Below are 20,374 nucleotides of genomic sequence, written 5' to 3'. Positions count from 1 at the left end.
GGGACGACGCGCCCCGCCTGGTGCGGGGCGCGTCACCCACCGGGTGAAAGGACCCGGACACTCAGGCGAGTTGGACGAGGAGGTCGCCGCCCTCGACCTGCTGGATGCGGTTGATGGCGAGCCTGGCCACCGTGCCGGACTTCGGGGCGGTGATGGAGGCCTCCATCTTCATCGCCTCGATGGTGGCCACGGTGGCACCGGCCTCCACCGCGTCGCCCTCGGCGACGGCGAGGGTCACCACCCCGGCGAAGGGCGCGGCGACATGGCCGGGGTTCGCCCGGTCGGCCTTCTCCGTCACCGGGACGTCGGAGGCCGCCGACCGGTCGCGGACCTGGATCGGGCGGATCTGGCCGTTCAGGGAGGACATCACGGTCCGCATGCCCCGCTCGTCGGCGTCGCCGACCGCCTGCAGCTCGATCAGCAGCCGGACACCCGGGTCGAGGTCGACCGTGTACTCCTTGCCCGGGCGCAGCCCGTAGAAGAAGTCCTTGCTGTCGAGGACGCTGGTGTCACCGAACGAGGCGCGGTGGGTGTCGAACTCGCGGGCCGGAACCGGGAACAGCAGCCGGTTGAGAGTCGCCCGGCGGTCCTTGTCGAGCCCGGCGCGGTCGTCGGCGTCCAGCTCCGCCACCGGCCTGGCCTCGGCACGGCCCCGCAGCGCCCTGCTGCGGAACGGCTCGGGCCAGCCGCCGGGCGGGGTGCCCAGCTCGCCGCGGAGGAAGCCGACGACGGAGTCCGGGATGTCGAACCGGTCGGGGTCCTGCTCGAAGTCGGCCGGGGAGACACCGGCGCCCACCAGGTGCAGGGCCAGGTCGCCGACCACCTTGGACGACGGGGTGACCTTGACGAGGCGGCCCAGCATCCGGTCGGCGGCGGCGTACATCGCCTCGATGTCCTCGAAGCGGTCGCCGAGGCCGAGCGCGACGGCCTGGGTGCGCAGGTTGGAGAGCTGGCCGCCGGGGATCTCGTGGTGGTAGACCCGGCCGGTCGGGGAGGCGAGGCCCGCCTCGAAGGGGGCGTAGACCTTGCGGACGCTCTCCCAGTACGGCTCCAGGTCGCCGACGGCCTGGAGGTCGAGTCCGGTGGGCCGCTCGGTGTGGTCGGTGGCGGCCACGATCGCCGACAGCGACGGCTGCGAGGTGGTGCCCGCCATGGACGCCACGGCACCGTCGACGGCGTCGGCGCCCGCCTGGATCGCCGCCAGGTAGGTGGCGAGCTGACCGCCGGTGGTGTCGTGGGTGTGCAGGTGCACCGGCAGGTCGAACTCCCGGCGCAGCGCGGACACCAGGGTCGCGGCGGCCGGGGCGCGCAGCAGACCCGCCATGTCCTTGACCGCCAGCACGTGCGCTCCGGCGTTCACGATCTGCTCGGCGAGCCGCAGGTAGTAGTCGAGGGTGTAGAGCCGCTCCGAGGGATCCGACAGGTCGGCGGTGTAGCAGAGCGCGACCTCGGCGACGGCGGTGCCGGTCTGCCGTACGGCCTCGATGGCGGGCCGCATCTGCTCGACGTCGTTGAGGGCGTCGAAGATGCGGAAGATGTCGATGCCGGTGGCGGCGGCCTCCTGCACGAAGGCGTCGGTCACCTCGGTGGGATACGGGGTGTAGCCCACGGTGTTGCGGCCGCGCAGCAGCATCTGGAGGCAGAGGTTGGGCACCGCCTCGCGCAGCGCGGCCAGCCGCTCCCAGGGGTCCTCGGCGAGGAAGCGCAGGGCGACGTCGTAGGTGGCGCCGCCCCAGCACTCCAGGGACAGCAGCTGGGGCAGGGTGCGGGCGACGACGGGCGCCACCGCGAGCATGTCCTTGGTGCGCACCCGGGTGGCGAGCAGCGACTGGTGGGCGTCGCGGAAGGTGGTGTCGGTGACGCCGATGGTGGACGACTCGCGCAGTCGGCGGGCGAACCCCTCCGGCCCCAGCTCGGTCAGCAACTGGCGGGACCCGGCGGGAGGTTCACCGGCGGACACCGCCGGCAGCTTGGTCAGCGGGTCGATCAGCTCGGGGCGCTCGCCGTGCGGCTTGTTCACGGTGACGTCGGCGAGGTAGGTCAGCAGCTTGGTGCCGCGGTCGGCGGAGTGCCGGGCGGTCAGCAGGTGCGGGCGCTGTTCGATGAACGAGGTGGTGACCCGTCCGGCCTGGAAGTCGGGGTCGTCCAGGACCGCCTGGAGGAAGGGGATGTTGGTGGCGACGCCGCGGATGCGGAACTCGGCGACCGCACGCCGGGCGCGGTTCACCGCGGTGGTGAAGTCCCGTCCCCGGCAGGAGAGCTTGACCAGCATCGAGTCGAAGTGCGCGCTGATCTCCGTACCGGCGTGGGTGGTACCGCCGTCGAGCCGGATGCCCGAGCCGCCCGGCGAGCGGTAGGCGCTGATCCGGCCGGTGTCCGGGCGGAAGCCGTTGGCCGGGTCCTCGGTGGTGATCCGGCACTGGAGGGCGGCACCGCGCAGGGTGATGTTCTCCTGGGCGAGTCCGAGGTCGGCCAGTGTCTGGCCGGCGGCGATGCGCAGCTGGGACTGGACCAGGTCGACGTCGGTGACCTCCTCGGTGACCGTGTGCTCGACCTGGATGCGCGGGTTCATCTCGATGAAGACGTGGTTGCCGTCCCGGTCGACGAGGAACTCGACGGTGCCGGCGTTGCGGTAGCCGATCTTCCGGGCGAAGTTCACCGCGTCGGCGCAGATCCGCTCCCGCAGGGCCGGGTCGAGGCCCGGCGCGGGCGCCAGCTCGATGACCTTCTGGTGGCGGCGCTGCAGGGAGCAGTCCCGCTCGAAGAGGTGGATGACGCTGCCCTCGCCGTCGGCGAGGATCTGCACCTCGATGTGGCGGGGTTCGACGACCGCCTTCTCCAGGAAGACGGTGGAGTCGCCGAAGGCGGAGGCGGCCTCGCGGGAGGCGGCTTCGATGGCCTCGCGCAGCTGGGCGGGCTCCTCGACGCGGCGCATGCCTCGCCCGCCGCCGCCCGCGACCGCCTTGACGAACACGGGGAAGCCGACGTCGTCGGCGGCGCGTACGAGTTCGTCCACGTCGGTGGAGGGCGCCGAGGAGCCGAGCACGGGTACTCCGGCCTCGCGGGCGGCGGCCACGGCCCGTGCCTTGTTGCCGGTCAGTTCCAGGATCTGGGCGCTGGGACCGACGAAGGTGATCCCGGCCTCCTCGCAGGCGCGGGCGAGTTCGGGGTTCTCGGACAGGAAGCCGTAGCCCGGGTAGACGGCGTCGGCCCCCGCACGGCGGGCGGCGCGCACGATCTCCTCCACGGAGAGGTACGCGCGGACCGGATGCCCCTGCTCCCCGATCTCGTAGGCCTCGTCGGCCTTGAGCCGGTGCAGCGAATTGCGGTCCTCGTGCGGGAAGACGGCGACGGTGCGCGCGCCGAGCTCGTAGCCCGCCCGAAACGCACGGATCGCGATCTCACCGCGGTTGGCGACCAGCACCTTGCGGAACATTCTTGATCCCTTCAGCCTGCCGGGTGACGAGACCATGGTGTCGGCGCCGCCCTCCGTACGCCATGTGAGCCGGGCCACTCCCGGCCGCGTCACCGCAGGGCGGCGGTCAGGCGCAGGCGGATGCGGTCGAGACCGGCCGGTGTGCGGGAGGGGGCGGCGGTGGTGCAGCCGGGCAGGCCGGCCCGGGCCAGGGTGCTCAGCAGCGCCCGGGGGCCGCTGTCGAGGTAGGTGGTGAATCCGGCCAGGCGCAGCGCGCGCAGCGTCCGGTGGAAGGCGAGCGGCTCGCAGAGGTGTGCGGCCGCCACCGTGCGCAGCTGGGCCGGGGTGCGGGCGGGCCCCGGCGTGGCGGCCGTGTACACGGGGAGCGTGGGCGGGACGACGGGCTGGGCGCGCAGCAGGCGCCGGAAGGCCCGCTGCACCTCGGCGAGCAGCGGGTGGTGGTAGGCGGTGCGGGTGGTCAGCGGGGTGGCGCGTCGGCCGAGCGCCAGGGCCGCTCTCCCGACGGCGGCCAACTGGTCCTCGGGTCCCGCCAGGACGGTCTGGCCGGGGGCGTTGCGGGCGGCGATCCGCACCTGCGGCAGGCCCTCGGCGCGCAGCAGGTCGGCCGCCAGCTCGGCGGTCAGGTCGGTGGCCAGCAGGCCCGCGGCCGGCAGCGCGGCGTCGCGCAGCAGCCGGTCGCGGACGTGCAGCAGCCGCACGCCCTGTTCGATCGTGATGACCCCGGCCACGGTGAGCGCCGCGAGGTCGCCCACGCTGTGGCCGAGCACCGCGTGGACGGGCGGCGTCGCGAGATCGAGCAGGACGGCGGCGGAGGCGACCACGGCGGCGTACGTGGCCAGGTCGAAGGCGAGGGGGTCGGTACGCACGAGCAGGTCGGGGTCGGACGCGGCGCTGTCGGTGAGGAGGCGGCCCACGGGGGTGCCGGTGGAGCCGAGTGCGGTGCTGTGGGCGTCGACCGTCCGCAGCACCCGCGCGACCGACGGGACCCCGCTCAGGTGACGCAGGGCGCCGGGCAGGTAGGCCCCCTGGCCGGGGCACATCAGCACGGTGCGCGGTGTGCCGCCGGCGGGGGCCAGACGGTCGTCCGTCATGAGGCGCCGGCGAAGGCGAGCGCGACGTTGTGTCCGCCGAAGCCCATGCTCGTGGTGACGGCCGCGAGGGGCCCGGAGGGCAGTGCCGCCGGGTCGCGGCCGACGACGTTCAGGCCGATCTCGGGGTCGACCCGTTGGAGGCTGCAGGCCGGCGGTGCCGTTCTGTCCCGCAGGGCGAGGACGGTGAGGACGGCCTCGATGGCTCCGGCGGCACCGAGGGTGTGTCCGAAGGCGCCCTTGGTGGCGCTGACCGTCACGTCGTCCACTCCCTTGGCGAAGACGCTGTGCAGCGCCCGCGCCTCGCCGAGGTCGCCGAGCGGTGTGGAGGTGGCGTGGGCGTTGACGTGCTGGATCTGCTCCGGCACGAGCCCCGCGTCGCGCAGCGCGGCGTCGACGGCCGCCGCACAGCCGGTACCGCCGGGCGCCGGCTGGGCCACGTGGTGGCTGTCGTTGGTGATGCCCGCCCCGGACAGCCGGCCGTGGACGCGGGCGCCGCGGGCGGCGGCGTGCGCGGCGCTCTCGACCACGAGCATGCCGGCGCCCTCCCCCATCACGAAGCCGTCCCGGTCGGCGTCGAAGGGCCGGGAGGCCCCCTTGGGATCGTCGTGGCGCAGGGAGAGGGCCTGCAGCCGCGCGAACCCGGCCAGGGCCAGCGGATGCAGCGCGGCCTCGGTGCCGCCCGCGACCACGATGTCCGCGCGGCCGTCCCGGATCATGCCGAGGGCCTGGGCGAGGGCCTCGGCACCGGAGGCGCAGGCACTGACAGGGGCGTGCACCCCGGCCTTCGCGCCCACCATGAGCCCCACTTCGGCGGCCGGGTGGTTGGGCAGCATGACCGGGATGGCGCGCGGGCTCACCCGCCCCGGGCCCCGCGTCTGCAGGCGGTGGTTCTGCTCCAGGACGCTGGTGAGGCCGCCCAGCCCCACCCCGACGACCACCGCCACCCGCGAGCCGTCCCCGGCGAGCGCCGACGGGTCGGGGAACCCCGCGTGGCGAACGGCCTCGCGGGCGGCCACGAGGGCGAACTGCGCCGAACGGTCGCAGTGCGCCGCCTTGGCGGACGACAGGACCGTCGTGGGGTCGACCGCGGCCCGGGCCGCGAGGTACACCTGCGCGGGCCCCGCCGGCCCGCCGAAGTCGACGCGTTCGACGCCGCACACGCCGTCCAGCAGAGCCCGCCAGGTGGAGGGGACGTCGCCGCCCAGCGAGGTGGTCAGTCCCAGCCCCGTGACGACGGCGGCCCGCTCCTCGGGGGCCGGATCGGCCGCGTGTCGTGGACTCACGCGGTGCCGCCCGCGGGGGCGGCGACGGCCTCGGCGAGGTGGGCGGCGATCTGCCGCACCGTCGTGAGCCGGTCCGCCTGCTCCTGGGGGACCTCGATCTGCCAGCGGTCCTCGATCGCGGCGACCAGTTCCAGCCGGGCCAGCGAGTCGACGCCCAGGTCGTCCTGGAGCGAGGAGTCGGGACCGATCTCCTCCACGGTCAGGTCCTCGACCGTGGCGGCGAGCAGGTCACGCAGTTCGTCGAGCAGCTGTCGTTCGTCGGCGGTGGACGGCATGTCCGGTACTCCCTTGGTCGGTGCACGGCGCGCCCGGAGGCGGTGGGCGGGAGGACCCGTTCCTCGGGCGCGCCGGTGGTGTCCGGCGACCTGCCGGTGCACGCCGACAGGCTGTCCGGCCGTGCGGCACGGTAAGCGCCGGGGACGGGGGGACGGCGGAGCATCGGGAGCACGGGACGGGCTCCTGCGAGCACCCCTGTCCCCCCTTCACCTTGAAGCGCCCCGGGACCGACCGAGGGTGGCAGGCAGCGGGCGCGTAAGGGACCGGACGGGGCGAAACGGGGCGCCGGACATCCTCAACGGACTTTGGCGGCTCTTTTAAGGCTTTCTGAAGACGGCCCTCGAACGGGCGTTTCCACGCCGGTCGCGCCCTAGGCTCTCGAACACCCCCCACAGTCCCGGTGGGCGCGTTCGCGTCCACCGGGTACGGGGGCTCCGCCAGCCGACCGACAAGCCGAGGTGTCCTGCGTATGGGTTCCCGCCGAGCCGCTCGCCCGTCCCGCTCCCACGCCCGCCCGCGCGGCGGACTCAGGAACCGCGGTACCGCGCTGGCACTCGGTGCCGTCACCCTGACCGCGGGCGTCGGAATCACCCTGGCCGTCGGCGACGGCGACGACGGCGGGGCCTCCGACCGGGTCACCGCGAACGCCGCCGACCAGGCGTCCAACGCCGGGGAAGCGGCGGGCGGTGCGGCACCGCTCGCCTCCGCGCCGGCGCGCCCGAGCGCCACGGCCGGCGGCTCGCCGAGTCCGAGTGCCGAGCCGAAGAGGACACCGACGAAGACGGCGAGCCCCACGACACGTGCCCCCAAGGCTTCCGCGCCGACTTCCAAGGCTCCCGTCAGGGCCACCACGAAGAGCGGCGGCGACCGGTCGGGGGGCAGCGGGTCCGGCAGCGGTTCGGGGGCGTCCAGCGGCTCGGGTTCGGGTTCCGGCTCGGGCTCCGGCTCGACGGGCGGTGCCGAGGCGCAGGTCCTCGCGCTGGTCAACGAGGAGCGGACCGCGGCGGGCTGCTCCCCGGTCACCGCGAACAGCAGACTGACCCGCGCGGCCGACGACTACAGCGACGTCATGGCGAGCAGCGGTGTGATGTCCCACACGGGTCCCGACGGCTCCACGATGGCGAGCCGGGTCGAGGCCGCCGGCTACCAGTGGTCGGCGCTGGGCGAGAACATAGCCCAGGGCCAGGCGGACGCCGCCGCGGTGATGGACGCCTGGATGAACAGCACCGGCCACCGCGAGAACATACTCAACTGCTCCTTCAAGGAGCTGGGGGTCGGCGTCCACTTCGGCGACGGCGGCCCCTGGTGGACGCAGGACTTCGGTACCGGTCGCTGACACCGGTCACCGCGGTCGGCGCGTCACCGGTCACCGCCACCCGGCCGCCCGGCCGCCCGCGCGTCGGCCAGCGCGAACGACACCGTCACCCGTGCGCCGCCCAGCGGCGCGCGGGTGATCGTCAGTTCGCCGTCCGCCGTACGGGCCGCCCGGGCCACGATGTCCAGGCCGAGCCCCGTGGAACCGCCCACGCTGACGCCCCGGGTGAGGGCCGCCCCGGGGTCCGCGACGCCCGGCCCGGCGTCGTCGACCGTGAGGCGCACGTGCCGGTCCCGGCGTTCCACGCGCACCACGAAGCGGGTGCCCTGCGGGGTGTGCCGGAAGACGTTGCCGATCAGGGCGTCGACGACGGCGGCGAGGTCGTCCTCGGGGAAGGCCACGGGGGCCGGACGCGGAGTGAGGGAGCGCTCGAACGGCCGCTCCTGCTGGGCGGCGAGGACCGACCAGAAGTCCAGGCGCATCGCGACCACCTCGGCGACGTCGCACGGTTTCGCCGTGCCCGCCCCGGTCCCGGCGAGCTGTGCCGCCGCCAGGGGTGTACGCGCCGCCGCGATGATCGAGTCCAGCTCGCGTTCGAGCTGCCCGGCGGCTTCCGTGACCCGTAGGGCGCTCGGTGTCGCGCCCATCCGGTCGGCCTCCAGGTACAGGGCGGTCAGCGGGGTGCGCAGCCGGTGCGAGAGGTCGGCGACCAGCTCGCGCTCGACGGCGAGCAGGTCGACGACCCGGTCGGCCATGGTGTTGAACGCCGCTCCGGCCTCCTGGAGCTCGGGCGGGCCGTCCGGTTCCACCCGGACCCCGAGGTCGCCGGAGCCGAGGGCGAGCGAGGCGCGCTTGAGGCCCCGGGAGGAGCGCACCACCCGGGCGCCCAGCCGGTCGGCGACCAGCACCGAGCCGCCCACCAGGCCCAGGGCGAGCAGCGCCATCACACCCCAGGAGGCCGTCACCCCCCGCGTGAGGTCGGCGGCGGGCACGTAGGCCTCGACGACCGCGACCCGCTCGCCCCGCAGGACGACGGGCTGCAGGTAGGCCCAGCCGTCCGCGGTGTCCACCGCGAGCGTCTCCCGCCCCCGTACGGCCCGGTCGAGGGCCTCCTCGGGCGCGTGCGGGGTGCCGACGAAGCCGCCGTCGGGCAGCCGGACGACCAGTTGGTCGGCGGAGCCGAGTTCCGCGACGGCCTGCTGGACGTCGGCGCGGCGGGTGGTGAGGGCGAGGACCGGGGAGAGGGCCGCGGCGCGCTGCTCGGCGGCGGTGGTGACCCGGTCACGGGCCTGTTCGCGCACGAGGAGGGCGAGCGGGATGAGGAACGACAGCGCCACCATGGAGGTGACGGCCAGGGCGATCCCGGCGAGGGCACGTCTCATGGCGCGCTGACCAGCTTGATGCCGATCCCCCGCACGGTGTGGAGATAGCGCGGCTTTCGCGCCTTCTCGCCCATTTTGCGGCGGAGTGCGGAGAGGTGGACGTCCACCGTCTGGTCCTCGACGTACGGCTGTTGCCACACCTCGGCGAGTATCCGCTGCCGCGACATGACCTGGTCGGCGTTGGCGGCGAGGTAGGCGAGCAGGTCGAACTCCCTGCGGGTGAGGGGGAGTTCCCGGCCGGCGAGGTGGGCGGTGCGCGCGGTGGGGTCGATGCGGAGGTCGGCGACCCGGAGGACGGGCGGCCGTGCGGCGGGGAGGTCGGCGGGCGCGGAGCGGCGCAGCACGGCGGCGAGCCGGGCCGCGAGCTGGCCGCCGGAGAAGGGCTTGACCATGTAGTCGTCGGCGCCCGCGTTGAGCAGCCGGATGATCTCGGCCTCGTCGTCGCGGGCGGTGGCGACCAGCACCGGGACGCGGGATATGCCCCGGATCATCCGCAGCACGTCGAGTCCGTCGAGGTCGGGCAGCCCGAGGTCGAGCACGACGATGTCCGGCGGGCTCTGGGTGATGTCGCGCAGCGCCTCGAAACCCTGGTGTGCGGTCTTGACCGCGTAGCCGTGTCCGGTGAGGACCTCGATCAGCGCGGCCCGGATCACAGGGTCGTCCTCGACGACAAGTACGGAGGCCATGGGCAGGCACGTTAGCCGGTCCGTCACTATGGTGTCGTGTCCCGCCTCCTTCGCTACCTGATCATCTGGCTGTCCTGCACGGCGGCCAGTGTCACGGCCGTCATCATCACGATCCACTTCGTGGTGGGGTCGACCCGGCCGACCGCGCCGGTCGCGCAGACCGCGCCGAAGGAGCTCCCGGCACCGCCCCGGCCGACCGTGTCCAAGACCGTGACGGCCACTCCCAGCCCGTCGCCCACGAGCCGCGCGCCCAGCCCGGCCCCGTCCCGCACCAGCGAGGAGCCGCCGGAGCCGACGCCGACCCCCACGCCGACGCCGAGCCCCCGCACCACGGCGCCGCGGCCGCCCGGGGGCGGGGGTGCCCCGGGGTGCGAGGAGGGCGGGGCGGGGGTGTACACGGTGCCCTCCGAGGGTGGCAAGGCGACCGTGCGGTTCGGCGGTGGCGGGGTGTGTCTGATCTCGGCGGTGCCGAACCAGGGCTTCACGGTGCGTACGGAGCAGAGCGCGCCGCAGACCCTGAAGGTGACCTTCGAGGCGAGCCGTCACCGCTCGGAGATCACCGCCACGACGCAGCCGCGGAGCCGGGCCGACGTCCGCGAGGTGTCGTGGTGACGTTCCTCACCCGCGCCCTCCCCTCGGTCACGGCGTGGCGCAGGCGGTCCCGTTCAGGCTGAACGCGGTCGGTGCGGTGTTGTCGGCGCCCTTGCCCGCGGTGAAGCCGAGGGTGACCGTGCCGCCGGCCGGGATGGTGGCGGTGTAGGAGGCCGGGGCGACGCTCACCGCGCCGGCGTCCTGGGTGGCGGTGCCGCCCCACATGTTCGTGATGGTCTGGCCGTCCGCGAAGGCGAAGGCGAGCGTCCAGGGGCCGACGGCGGCGCCCCCGGTGTTGCGGACGGCGATCTCGCCCTGGAAGCCGCCGGGCCACTCGCCCACGACGCGGTAGCCGACGGAGCAGGTGCCGCCGGGGGTGCCGCCGCCCTCGTCGGTGGTGACCTCCACCGTCGCGGAGCGTGCGGACCGGTTGCCCGCCGCGTCGCGGGCGTGGACGGCGAAGGTGTAGGTGGTGGCGGCGGTGAGTCCGGTCACGGTGGCGGTGGTGCTGGTCGAGGAGGCGACCGTGGTCCCGGTGCCGTCGCCGACCAGGACGACGTCGTATCCGGTGACCGCGGTGTCGTCGGTGGCGGCGGCCCAGCCGAGTGTGACGGAGGTGTCGGTGACCGCGGTGGCGCTCGGGGTGCCGGGTGCCGTCGGGGCCTCGGTGTCGTCCGGGGCGCCGCCGCCGTAGACGGTGGCCTCCTTCGAGGTCTGGGCGATGCCGTTGACGCCGTGGAAGATGCGTTCGCCCCAGCCGCTGAGCCTGCTCGGGTCGAAGTCGAGCGCCAGGTCGAGGACCGGGTCGGTGTTGCCGCTCCACGACCAGGCCAGGTAGCCGAGGCGGAGCTGCTCGGCGGTGGCCATCATGGTGTCCTCGTCCGGATCGCCGTACTGGTCGGCGGGTCCGCCGAACTCACCGATGAGGATGGGCAGTTCGGCGTCGACGAACGCGTTCAGGTAGTCGGTGATCTCCTGGGCGGTGTCGAAGACGCTGTACATGTGGATGGAGAAGATGAGGTTGCCGGTGGGGTCGGCGTCGTAGACGGACCGCGCGTTGGCACGCATGACGCCCTGCCAGTCCTGGCCCCAGTTGGGGGCGTCCACCATGATCGTGTGCTGGAGCCCGGCGGCGCGCAGCTTCTTGACGGCCGCGACGGTCGGATCGGTCCAGCCGGCCGGGTCGGTGTTGCCCCAGGGCTCGTTGCCGATGTTGACGATGACGTAGTCCTCCTGGCCGGCCAGGACGTCCTTGAGGCCGATCCAGTAGTCGGCCGCGTGGTCGAGCGTGCCGGCCGCCGCGTCCTCGCCGTAGCCGGTGGTGTCGTGCACCTCCAGTACGCAGATGAGCCGGTTGGCCTTGCACTGCTCGATGACGGCGGCGACGTCCGCGGGGCCGTTCTCGCTCCAGCGGTGCCCGTCGGAGAGGACGACCCGGACGCTGTTGGCGCCCAGCGCCTTGACGTCCGCCAGCGACTGCGTCTCGCCGGGGTACCAGGTGTGGGCGTGGTTGACCCCGCGCAGGACGAAGTCGTTGCCGTTGCCCTCCAGCAGCCGGCCGTCACTGATGTGCAGGCCCGCCGCCTGCGCGTCGGGTGACGGGACTCCGGCGGACCGCACCGCGGGCGACTGGGCCAGGGCCGCGCCCGGACAGAGGGCGCCGACGACGACCAGCCCGATCAGCGCGGCCAGTCCGGCCAGCAGGCGGGCCGGGAGGGTTCTCGGTGTATCGCGTCTTGCTGGGCGCACGGCGACTCCAGGGCTGGGTAGTGCGGACATGGGGGCAGGCGTGGGAGCGCTCCCACGCCTGCCCCCATGAAACTCACTAGGGCGCGTACACGTCAAGGCAACGGACAGAAAACGCTTGCCGTCCGGTGGGACGTCAGTCCACCGTCACCACCACCGAGTGCCGTCCACTGGCGCCGTCGGGCACGGTGCGGGTGCGCTTGTCCGTCTGCACCTCGCCGGTCCGGTCGGTGGCCCGCACGGTGAGGGTGTGACCGCCCTTGGTGGCCCGCCAGGCGTACGTCCACTGTCGCCAGGTGTCGCGCGAGTCCTCAGCGGCCAGGACGGCCTCCTCCCAGGGGCCGTCGTCGACGCGGATCTCGACCTTGTCGATGCCGCGGTGCTGGGCCCAGGCCACACCGGCGACCATCACCGTGCCCGCCTTCGGCCGGGCGAACGGCTTCGGCGTGTCGATCCGGGACTGGGTCTTGATCGGTGCCTCGCGAGCCCAGTCGCGCTTGACCCAGTACGAGTCGTAGGAGTCGAACGTGGTCAGTTCGATGTCCTCGATCCACTTGCAGGCCGAGACGTAGCCGTAGAGGCCGGGCACGACCATGCGGACGGGGAATCCGTGGTCGAACGGGAGGGGTTCGCCGTTCATGCCGACGGCGAGCATCGCGTCGCGGCCGTCCATGACGTCCTCGACGGGGCTGCCGATGGTCATGCCGTCCACGGAGCGGGCCACGAGCTGATCAGCCGGACCGCCCGCCGACGGCGGCCGGACGCCGCACTCCTCCAGCAGGTCGGCGAGCCGGACACCGATCCACCGGGCGTTGCCGACGTACGGGCCGCCGACCTCGTTGGACACGCAGGTGAGGGTGATGTCCCGCTCGATCAGCTCCCGCCTCAGCAGGTCGTCGAAGGTCAGCGTCCTCTCCCGGGTGACCCCGTCGCCGTGGATGCGCAGCCGCCAGGCGGTGGCGTCCACCTTGGGGACCACCAGGGCGGTGTCGACCCGGTAGAAGTCGCTGTTGGGAGTCGTGAAAGGACTGACCCCCTCCACCCTGGCCTGCGCGCGCCGGGGCACCGCCGGGGCACGCGAGTCGGGCGGCGGGAGGGTGATGTTCTCGCGGGAGGCGACCGCCTCCCGGCCGCCCGCGCCGCTCAGGGCCCGGCCCAGGACACCGGCCCCGGCCGAGGCCGCCGCGGCGGCGGTCGCCGCGATCACGAAACGGCGCCGGTCCCAGCCCTCGCCCCGCTCCCCCGGCGCCTCGCGGCGTGGTGCCGGCAGGAGGCCCACGAGGAGGTACAGGAGCACCGCGCCCGCGATCGCCCCGAGGACGGAGGGGAAGGCGTCCGTGACGCCGGTGGAGTCGGGCCTGCCCAGGGCCGCCGCGGCGCCGACGACGCCGAAGACGAGGACTCCCGCGGCGCCGGTGCGCCGGTGGCGGACGGCGAACGCGCCGAGGGCCAGGGCGAACAGGGTCAGCACGGCGAGGATGCCGAGCTGGAGCACCAGCTTGTCGTTGGTGCCGAAGGTGCGGATCGCCCAGTCCTTCACGGCGGTCGGCGTACGGTCGATGGCGGCCCCGCCGACCGCGACGACCGGGCCGGACTGGGGACGTACCGCCGCCGCCACCAACTCGGCGACGGCGAGCGCGGCGCCACCGGCCAGCAGACCGCTCAGTGCGCCCAGCCCGAGGCGTGTCCAGGTCCTGGCCGACGGATTCCGTGGTGTCTTGTCGTGGTCGCTCACGCGGGTAATCCGACACCGGGCGGAGGCCGGATTGGTAGGGCGGCGCCCACCGTCATCGCGCGTGCCCGCCGAAGGCGTGGTCCAGCACCGTGCGCAGCGCGTGCCGCACCGCCGTGCGCGACTCGTCGGTCAGGTCGATGGTCTCGAAACCGTGGTGGCCGTGCGGAACGTCGACCACCTCCACGTCGGCCCCGCAGTCCTTGGCCGCGGCCAGGAACTCCTCCACGGTGGCGGCGATCTCGGGCATCTCCCGTCCCACCCGGGTGAGGACGACGGGCAGGGCACCGGCGTTCGCCACGGCGCGCACCGGTCGGAAACGGGATTCGGACAGTCCCCAGTTCGGCAGCGGCGCCAGGACGGGGTAGGTGGCCGCCAGACAGCGCAGCCAGGCCGGCGGGGCGTCCAGCCAGTCGGCGGCGATCAGGCCGCCGCCGGAGAAGAACCACAGCGCGACCCGGTCCCCGTCCACCCGTGGGTCGGCCCGCACCGCCTCGACGGCGGCGGCCACGTCCGCGGCGGCACGCTCGAAGTCGCCGAGGTCGTGCAGGCGGTGGTCGAGGAGTGCGCCCACGGCTCCGTCCCCCGCCACGCACCGCGCGTACCCCGTCAGCCCGGGCCAGTCCCGCGGGGTGGGCCGGGCGTCGGCGGGGACCGGTCCGCCGTGCACGAGCACCACGGCGGGCCGCGGCTCCTCGGCGTCGGGCAGGTAGAGGTCGACGTTCCCGTGCCGCTCCCTAGGGACGTCGGGCACGTCCATCAGGAACGGCTGCAGGTGGCCGGGCCCCGCGGCGTCGTCGACCGGCTCCAGCCGGTGCCCCTCGCCCGCCGCGGCCCGCAGCAGTACGTCCGTCAGCTCGGCGGGCAGGGACAGCATCGGCCAGTGCCCGGTGGGGAGTTCGAAGAAGCTCACCCGGGGGTCGGTCAGGGGGCGCAGCGCGGGATCTCCGAGGCGCACCAGCATCTGGACCAGCTCGATGCTCGTGCCGTTGCCGGTGCACAGCACGCCGGTGGTGGGCACCGGGTCGACGGCGCCGGTCAGCCGCAGCGGCTGGAGCAGGGTCCCCAGCGGTTGCGGCGCGGCGAGGGCGGTGAGCCGGTCCAGGGCCGCGTCCGGTACGCCCGCGGTGCTGCCCCAGCGCGGCCACTCCTCGGGTGCCGGGGGCGGCAGCACCCCGTCGGCCCCGTCGGCGGCTGGGGCCGCGGTGAGGTGCTCGCGCAGGGACTGGTCGGGCAGGGCGGCCAGGGCGGGGACGCCGTCCCGCGGCAGTCCCGAGTCCAGGTGGACGATCCGGTCGACGCGCTCCGCACGCCGGTCGGCGGCGCCGACCGCCGGGTGGATGCCGTAGTCGTGGCCGACCAGCACGATCCGCCGGTCCCCGGCCGCGCCCACCGAGTCGATCACCGCGAGCACGTCCGCGATGTGGGTCTCCAGGTCCACGCCGGACGCGGCGGCCGCGCGCGGTCCGTCGAGGCCGGTGAGGGCGACCGTGTGTGCCTCGGCGCCCCGGGCGGTCAGGCGCGCGGCGGTGTCCTGCCAGATGTGCGTGCCGGTGAACATGCCCGACACCAGGATGAACGCGGTCATGGTCTTCTCTCCTCCGTCCACTGCGCGGCCCGGCCCGGTCACCGGCCCGCTGTCGCCGGTACGGTAGGAACTCCCCCTGAGGGAGGTTCAAGTGTTCACCTCGAGCGACGGTCTGTGCGGCATCGGCGAGCTGGCCGAGGGCGCGGGTGTCACCGTCAAGACCGTCCGTTTCTACTCGGACCGGGGTCTGCTGCCGGAGGCGTCCCGCAGCGCCGGCGGGCACCGGCGGTACGGTCCGGAGGCACTCGACCGGCTGCGGCTGATCCGTTCGCTGCGTGCCCTCGGGCTGGCCGTTCCCGAGGTGCGCCGGATCCTCGACGAGCGGCACGCGCACGGCACGGCGGGCGGCGAGGGCGGGGCGCTGGAGGCCGCGGTGGCGGGCCGGCTGCGTGAGGTCGGCTCGGAGTTGAGGGCGTTGCGCTGGCGCGAGGCCGCGCTGCGGCTGGTGCAGGAGGCCCCGCCGGGCGAGCAGGCCGACCGGCTGCGGTTGATCGGTGCCGTGTCCGTCCCGCCGAGCACGGCCCCGCTGGTGCGGTTCTGGCGGGGCTGGCTTCCGGCGAGGATGCCGGCCCGCTCGGCCGGCGCGTTTTTGGACGTGGCGGTCCCGCAGCCCCCGGACGAACCCGCCCCGGCCCAGGTCCTGGCCTTCGCCCGCCTCAACGCCCTCACCCTCGCCCCGTGCCGCCCCGGCACCGTCCAGCCCCAGCCCGAGGCGCACCGGGCCGCCGGGGCACGGGGGGCCGCCCTGCTGTACACGGGGCTCGCGGAGGCGTACGAGCTGGCCGGGGTGCACCTGCGCCGCGGCCGGGAACCGCGTCCGGGTGAGGCCCTGGACGCGTTCGTCGCCTCGTACACGAGCGCGTACGGGGTGCGGGACACCCCCGGCTTCCGCCGCCGGCTGGCCGGGCAGCTCGCGGCAGACCCTCGGCTGGACGGCTACTGGGAGCTGGTGGCCGAGGTGACCACCGCTCCGGGCGCGCGACCGGAACCGACGCCCGGGTCCGCGCACGACTGGCTGCTGGCGGCGCTGACCGCGGGGACGGGGGCGGTGCCGGATCAGGGCACGTCGCCCCGCCAGTCGAAGCGGCGGGTGTCGCCCGGCCTCGGCGCGTAGGCGGAGCGGCCGCCCGGGCCGTAGCGGCCTATCTCCGTCGCCAGCGTCACGCCGCGGGCGCGCTCCTGTTCCGTGAGGTCCGTGACGTCCAGCAGCAGTCCGTCCAGGGGCCCGCCCACCAGGTGCGCGTAGACGCGTCCGGCGCGCGGCCCGGGGTTGTCGTGGTCGGCGCCGTAGACCCTGCCGCGCATGAACTCCACCTCATCCATGACTCGAAGCCTCGCATCCGCCACTGACAACGGCACCCGAACGCCGGGGACGGACCTGTGGACGAGCCCTCCCTACAACGGTGGTTCGTCCAGCAGCTCGAGGAGGCAGCGTGCGCCCGCCGCGGCCGTCTCGGCACCGGCGGCGCCGGATGCGCCGGGGAAGAGCCTGCCGTAGGCGGCGGCGCGGTTGAGGGCGCTGAGCCGCCAGGCGAGGCTCACCGCGCGCCGCAGCTGCGCGGCCGTACGGCCCTCGCCGGTCCAGGGTTCGAGGTAGGCGTCGCGCAGGCGCGGCAGTACCTGGGGCCCGTAGCGTTCGGCGGCGCGGCGGGCGGGGACGGCGAGGCTGGAGAAGGGCTGGGCGACGACGGCGTCGCCCCAGTCGAAGAAGGTGAACCTGCCGGGCGCGGGGCGGAACAGCTGGCCGTCGTGCAGGTCCGCGTGGTCGAGGGAGTCGGGGACACCCAGGGCCGTGAGTTCCGCGCACCAGTCCAGCAGGCGGGGGCGCAGTTCCCGCAGCGCGGCCCGGTCCCGGGCGGGCAGGGGCGTGGTGTCGAGCCGGTCCAGGAGGCCGGCCGGCGCAGCGGCGGTCACGGCGGGCACGCCCAGGCGTTCGATCTCGCTCGTGCGCGAGGTGAGGGCGTGCTGCATGGCCGCGTACTGGCGCAGGAGTTCCTCCCAGTCGCCGGGGTCGACCGGTTCGCGTGCCAGCACGTCCCGGAAGAGCGGCCCTCCGTCGGGCAGCAGCGACCAGCCCCGGGCGGCGTCCACCGCCAGCGGCTCCAGTACGTGCCCGGGGACCCAGCGGGCCAGCGAGGCGGTCAGCGCGCCCTCGAAGGCGCTGGCCGGCGGGTTGGCCTTGAACCAGACGGCGTCGTCTCCCCCGACGTACAGCCGCAGCAGGACGGACCACGGCCGCAGCCGCACCCGCCACCGTCCCGTCGGCCGCAGGCCGTGGGCGGCCAGCCGGGCCTCGATCCAGCCGACGGCCTCGGTACGCCAGGCCGGTTCGTCCCAGGGGGTGACGGTGTCCTGGTACCGCCCCCGGTCCACGGTCACGGGCGTGTCACTGAGCATCGGACCATCCCAGCACCGTGCACCGCGCGCGGCCACCGGTTTCCGCCCCGCCCGGGGTGTCCCGGGCGGGGCGAGGTGGATCAGGCCAGGTCGAAGCGGTCGAGGTTCATGACCTTCACCCAGGCGGCGACGAAGTCGTGCACGAACTTCTCCGCCGCGTCGTCGCTCGCGTAGACCTCGGCGAGCGCCCGCAGCTCGGCGTTGGAGCCGAAGACCAGGTCGGCGCGGCTGCCGGCCCACTTGACCTCGCCGGTGGCGGCGTCGCGGCCCTCGAAGGTGGTCTGGTCCTCGGACGTCGACTTCCACTCGGTGCCCAGGTCGAGCAGGTTGACGAAGAAGTCGTTGGTCAGCGAGCCGGGCGTGCGGGTGAGGACGCCGAGCTGGGACTGCTGGTGGCCCGCGCCCAGCACGCGCAGACCGCCGACCAGGACGGTCGTCTCGGGTGCGCTCAGGGTGAGCAGGTTCGCCCGGTCGAGGAGCAGGAACTCGGCGGGCAGCCGGTTTCCCTTGCCCAGGTAGTTGCGGAACCCGTCGGCGGTCGGTTCGAGGGCCTCGAACGACTCGGCGTCGGTGTGCTCCTCCGTCGCGTCCACGCGGCCCGCGGTGAAGGGGACCTGCACCGGGAAGCCGGCTTCCTTGGCGGCCTTCTCGACCGCGGCCGTGCCGCCGAGGACGATCAGGTCGGCCAGGGAGACCTTCTTGGCGCCGGACCCGGAGTTGAACTCCCGCTGGACGCCTTCCAGGACGCGCAGCACCTGCGCCAGTTCGTCGGGCTCGTTGACCTCCCAGCCGCGCTGCGGTTCGAGGCGGATGCGGGCGCCGTTGGCGCCGCCGCGCTTGTCGCTCCCGCGGAAGGTGGACGCCGATGCCCACGCGGTGGTCACCAGCTGCGACACCGACAGGCCGGACTCGAGGAGCTTGGTCTTGAGGGTGGCGACGTCCTCGGCGTCGACGGCCTCGCCCTCGGGCTCGGGCAGCGGGTCCTGCCAGACCAGGGTCTCCTCGGGAACCTCCGGGCCCAGGTACAGCGACTTCGGGCCCATGTCGCGGTGGGTCAGCTTGAACCAGGCGCGGGCGAAGGCGTCCGCGAATTCCTCCGGGTTCTCGTAGAACCGGCGGGAGATCGGCCCGTAGATCGGGTCGAGGCGCAGCGACAGGTCGGTGGTGAGCATCCTGGGGCGGTGCTTCTTCGCCGGGTCGTGCGCGTCGGGGATGATCTCCGGGGCGTCCTTGGCCACCCACTGGTTGGCGCCGGCCGGGCTCTGCTCCAGCTCGTACTCGAACTCGAAGAGGTTCTTGAAGAAGCCGTTGCCCCACTGGGTCGGCGTGCTGGTCCAGGTGACCTCCAGGCCGGAGGTGATGGCGTCGCCGCCCTTGCCCGTGCCGTGGGTGCTCTTCCAGCCGAGGCCCTGCTGCTCCATGGCGGCGGCCTCGGGGTCGTCGCCGACGGCGTCGGCGGGGCCGGCGCCGTGGGTCTTGCCGAAGGTGTGTCCGCCGGCGATGAGGGCGACGGTCTCCTCGTCGTTCATCGCCATGCGGCGGAAGGTCTCACGGATGTCGCGGGCGGCGGCGATCGGGTCCGGGTTGCCGTTCGGGCCTTCCGGGTTGACGTAGATCAGACCCATCTGGACGGCGCCGAGCGGGTTCTCCAGCTCGCGGTCGCCGGTGTAGCGCCGGTCGTCGAGCCAGGTGGTCTCGGGGCCCCAGTAGACGTCCTCCTCGGCCTCCCACACGTCGGCGCGGCCGCCGGCGAAGCCGAAGGTCTCCAAGCCCATCGTCTCCAGCGCGACGTTGCCGGTGAGGACCAGCAGGTCGGCCCAGGAGAGGTTCTGGCCGTACTTCTTCTTGACCGGCCACAGCAGGCGGCGGGCCTTGTCGAGGTTGCCGTTGTCGGGCCAGCTGTTGAGCGGGGCGAAGCGCTGCTGGCCGGCGCCCGCGCCGCCGCGGCCGTCGCTGATGCGGTAGGTGCCCGCGCTGTGCCAGGCCATCCGGATCATCAGCGGGCCGTAGTTGCCGAAGTCGGCGGGCCACCAGTCCTGCGAGGTGGTCAGCACCTCGGCGATGTCCCGTTTCACGGCGGGCAGGTCGAGGGCGGCGAAGGCCTCGGCGTAGTCGAACTCCTCACCCAGCGGGTTGGCGACGGCGGGGTTCTTGGCGAGGATCTTCAGGTTGAGCCGCTCCGGCCACCACTGACGGTTTCCGCCGCCCTGCGTGGGGTGCGGGGCGCGTCCGTGGACGACCGGGCAGCCGTCCGTCTCCTCGGTCTTCGCGTCGGTCACGATGGCGTCGTGGTTCTCGGACATGGGAGGGAAATCCTTCCGAACGGGGCGGATCAGGGTGCGGGGGAACTGCCGGGGGTGGAGCAGTCGGGGCACAGGCCCCGGTAGATGACCTCGGCCTCGTCTATCACGAAGCCGCGGTCGTCCGAGGCGGTCAGACAGGGCGCGTCGCCGACGGCGCAGTCGACGTCGGCCAGGGCGCCGCAGGACCGGCACAGGACGTGGTGGTGGTTGTCACCGACCCGTCCCTCGAACCGCGCCGGGCTGCCGGGCGGTTCGATCCGGCGCACGAGCCGTGCCGCGGTGAGGGCGTGCAGGGCGTCGTACACGGCCTGGAGGGAGACGTGGCCCACCCGTCGGCGCACACCGGAGGTGAGGGCCTCGGCGTCGAGGTGGTCCCCCGCCCGGACGGTCTCGAGCAGCGCGACACGGGCGGCGGTCACCCGCAGTCCCGCGCGGCGCAACTCGTCGGCGGTGGCCGGTTTCCGGGAGTTCCGGGATGCCGTCATGGCGGCGAACCTACTCCCTGGGACACGAACGGCTCAAGGAAACGAACGACTCCAGCGTGGTAA

Annotated in this window: 17 protein-coding genes; 3 read left to right on the top strand and 14 right to left on the bottom strand. The window is 74.1% G+C overall.

Going from position 1 to position 20,374, the window contains the following annotated elements; genetic code table 11:
• Positions 1 to 61: 61 nt before the first annotated feature.
• The 4 genes from ACFV9J_RS11870 to ACFV9J_RS11855 form a co-directional block, all read right to left on the bottom strand.
• Positions 62 to 3,436, bottom strand: coding sequence for a pyruvate carboxylase (locus ACFV9J_RS11870; RefSeq protein WP_385353047.1), 3,375 nt, complete (start codon positions 3,434 to 3,436; stop codon positions 62 to 64).
• Positions 3,437 to 3,525: 89 nt separating this feature from the next.
• Positions 3,526 to 4,527, bottom strand: a complete 1,002-nt coding sequence (locus tag ACFV9J_RS11865; RefSeq protein WP_385353045.1) for an ACP S-malonyltransferase — start codon at positions 4,525 to 4,527, stop codon at positions 3,526 to 3,528.
• A complete protein-coding gene (locus tag ACFV9J_RS11860) occupies positions 4,524 to 5,810 on the bottom strand; it encodes a beta-ketoacyl-[acyl-carrier-protein] synthase family protein (protein WP_385353043.1) in 1,287 nt (428 codons plus the stop codon). Before ACFV9J_RS11860 ends, ACFV9J_RS11865 begins: the two co-directional genes overlap by 4 nt.
• Positions 5,807 to 6,085 (bottom strand): acyl carrier protein, encoded by a 279-nt coding sequence (locus ACFV9J_RS11855; protein WP_003978314.1) that lies wholly within the window; start codon positions 6,083 to 6,085, stop codon positions 5,807 to 5,809. The genes ACFV9J_RS11860 and ACFV9J_RS11855 overlap by 4 nt, the downstream gene beginning before the upstream one ends.
• Before the next feature lie 470 nt (positions 6,086 to 6,555).
• Between ACFV9J_RS11855 and ACFV9J_RS11850 the strand changes: the two genes are divergently transcribed.
• Positions 6,556 to 7,422, top strand: a complete 867-nt coding sequence (locus tag ACFV9J_RS11850) for a CAP domain-containing protein (RefSeq protein ID WP_385353040.1) — start codon at positions 6,556 to 6,558, stop codon at positions 7,420 to 7,422.
• 23 nt (positions 7,423 to 7,445) lie between these two features.
• On the opposite strand, the gene ACFV9J_RS11845 is transcribed toward ACFV9J_RS11850, so the two are convergent.
• From ACFV9J_RS11845 to ACFV9J_RS11835, 3 genes are read right to left on the bottom strand one after another with little or no spacing between them, the layout of a single operon-like run.
• Entirely contained in the window at positions 7,446 to 8,783 is a 1,338-nt protein-coding gene (locus tag ACFV9J_RS11845) for an ATP-binding protein (RefSeq protein ID WP_385353038.1), read from the bottom strand.
• Positions 8,780 to 9,469 (bottom strand): response regulator transcription factor, encoded by a 690-nt coding sequence (locus tag ACFV9J_RS11840; RefSeq protein ID WP_385353035.1) that lies wholly within the window; start codon positions 9,467 to 9,469, stop codon positions 8,780 to 8,782. Before ACFV9J_RS11840 ends, ACFV9J_RS11845 begins: the two co-directional genes overlap by 4 nt.
• A gap of 53 nt (positions 9,470 to 9,522) precedes the next feature.
• Positions 9,523 to 9,867 carry a hypothetical protein gene (locus tag ACFV9J_RS11835; protein ID WP_385353032.1) on the bottom strand — a complete coding sequence of 115 codons (345 nt, stop codon included), beginning with the start codon at positions 9,865 to 9,867 and terminating at the stop codon, positions 9,523 to 9,525.
• Position 9,868: 1 nt separating this feature from the next.
• Between ACFV9J_RS11835 and ACFV9J_RS11830 the strand changes: the two genes are divergently transcribed.
• On the top strand, positions 9,869 to 10,081 hold the full coding sequence (locus tag ACFV9J_RS11830) for a hypothetical protein (protein ID WP_385353030.1): 213 nt from the start codon (positions 9,869 to 9,871) through the stop codon (positions 10,079 to 10,081).
• Between the two features lie 27 nt (positions 10,082 to 10,108).
• On the opposite strand, the gene ACFV9J_RS11825 is transcribed toward ACFV9J_RS11830, so the two are convergent.
• From ACFV9J_RS11825 to ACFV9J_RS11815, 3 genes are all read right to left on the bottom strand, one after another.
• Positions 10,109 to 11,809, bottom strand: coding sequence for a cellulase family glycosylhydrolase (locus ACFV9J_RS11825; protein ID WP_385353028.1), 1,701 nt, complete (start codon positions 11,807 to 11,809; stop codon positions 10,109 to 10,111).
• 133 nt (positions 11,810 to 11,942) lie between these two features.
• Positions 11,943 to 13,541: a sulfite oxidase gene (locus tag ACFV9J_RS11820; protein ID WP_385353026.1), complete on the bottom strand. Its 1,599-nt coding sequence runs from the start codon at positions 13,539 to 13,541 to the stop codon at positions 11,943 to 11,945.
• A gap of 52 nt (positions 13,542 to 13,593) precedes the next feature.
• A complete protein-coding gene (locus ACFV9J_RS11815; RefSeq protein ID WP_385353024.1) occupies positions 13,594 to 15,126 on the bottom strand; it encodes an alpha/beta hydrolase in 1,533 nt (510 codons plus the stop codon).
• Between the two features lie 91 nt (positions 15,127 to 15,217).
• On the opposite strand from ACFV9J_RS11815, the gene ACFV9J_RS11810 reads away from it, so the two are divergent.
• A complete protein-coding gene (locus ACFV9J_RS11810; RefSeq protein WP_385353022.1) occupies positions 15,218 to 16,240 on the top strand; it encodes a MerR family transcriptional regulator in 1,023 nt (340 codons plus the stop codon).
• On the opposite strand, the gene ACFV9J_RS11805 is transcribed toward ACFV9J_RS11810, so the two are convergent.
• The 4 genes from ACFV9J_RS11805 to ACFV9J_RS11790 form a co-directional block, all read right to left on the bottom strand.
• Positions 16,183 to 16,449 carry a hypothetical protein gene (locus ACFV9J_RS11805; protein WP_385353020.1) on the bottom strand — a complete coding sequence of 89 codons (267 nt, stop codon included), beginning with the start codon at positions 16,447 to 16,449 and terminating at the stop codon, positions 16,183 to 16,185. The two genes, ACFV9J_RS11810 and ACFV9J_RS11805, sit on opposite strands and share 58 nt — an antisense overlap.
• Before the next feature lie 72 nt (positions 16,450 to 16,521).
• A complete protein-coding gene (locus ACFV9J_RS11800) occupies positions 16,522 to 17,523 on the bottom strand; it encodes an aminoglycoside phosphotransferase family protein (protein ID WP_385353018.1) in 1,002 nt (333 codons plus the stop codon).
• 80 nt (positions 17,524 to 17,603) lie between these two features.
• Positions 17,604 to 19,826 (bottom strand): catalase/peroxidase HPI, encoded by a 2,223-nt coding sequence (gene katG / locus ACFV9J_RS11795; protein WP_385353016.1) that lies wholly within the window; start codon positions 19,824 to 19,826, stop codon positions 17,604 to 17,606.
• A 29-nt stretch (positions 19,827 to 19,855) separates the two neighbouring features.
• Positions 19,856 to 20,311, bottom strand: a complete 456-nt coding sequence (locus tag ACFV9J_RS11790; protein ID WP_003978301.1) for a Fur family transcriptional regulator — start codon at positions 20,309 to 20,311, stop codon at positions 19,856 to 19,858.
• Between the last annotated feature and the right edge of the window lie 63 nt (positions 20,312 to 20,374).

This window comes from Streptomyces sp. NPDC059906 (assembly GCF_042730645.1).
Classification (GTDB): Bacteria; Actinomycetota; Actinomycetes; order Streptomycetales; family Streptomycetaceae; genus Streptomyces; species Streptomyces rubrogriseus.
The sequence above is the reverse complement of the archived record's forward strand: the minus strand, read 5'-3'. Positions and strand labels throughout refer to the sequence as shown.

Excerpts from the sequence above, each read along its gene's own strand:
- ACFV9J_RS11870 (WP_385353047.1), bottom strand. The coding sequence starts at position 3,436 with ATGTTCCGCAAGGTGCTGGTCGCCAACCGCGGTGAGATCGCGATCCGT.
- ACFV9J_RS11855 (WP_003978314.1), bottom strand. The coding sequence starts at position 6,085 with ATGCCGTCCACCGCCGACGAACGACAGCTGCTCGACGAACTGCGTGAC.
- ACFV9J_RS11840 (WP_385353035.1), bottom strand. The coding sequence starts at position 9,469 with ATGGCCTCCGTACTTGTCGTCGAGGACGACCCTGTGATCCGGGCCGCG.
- ACFV9J_RS11790 (WP_003978301.1), bottom strand. The coding sequence starts at position 20,311 with ATGACGGCATCCCGGAACTCCCGGAAACCGGCCACCGCCGACGAGTTG.
- ACFV9J_RS11865 (WP_385353045.1), bottom strand. The coding sequence starts at position 4,527 with ATGACGGACGACCGTCTGGCCCCCGCCGGCGGCACACCGCGCACCGTG.
- ACFV9J_RS11815 (WP_385353024.1), bottom strand. The coding sequence starts at position 15,126 with ATGACCGCGTTCATCCTGGTGTCGGGCATGTTCACCGGCACGCACATC.
- katG (WP_385353016.1), bottom strand. The coding sequence starts at position 19,826 with ATGTCCGAGAACCACGACGCCATCGTGACCGACGCGAAGACCGAGGAG.
- ACFV9J_RS11805 (WP_385353020.1), bottom strand. The coding sequence starts at position 16,449 with ATGGATGAGGTGGAGTTCATGCGCGGCAGGGTCTACGGCGCCGACCAC.
- ACFV9J_RS11800 (WP_385353018.1), bottom strand. The coding sequence starts at position 17,523 with ATGCTCAGTGACACGCCCGTGACCGTGGACCGGGGGCGGTACCAGGAC.
- ACFV9J_RS11845 (WP_385353038.1), bottom strand. The coding sequence starts at position 8,783 with ATGAGACGTGCCCTCGCCGGGATCGCCCTGGCCGTCACCTCCATGGTG.
- ACFV9J_RS11850 (WP_385353040.1), top strand. The coding sequence starts at position 6,556 with ATGGGTTCCCGCCGAGCCGCTCGCCCGTCCCGCTCCCACGCCCGCCCG.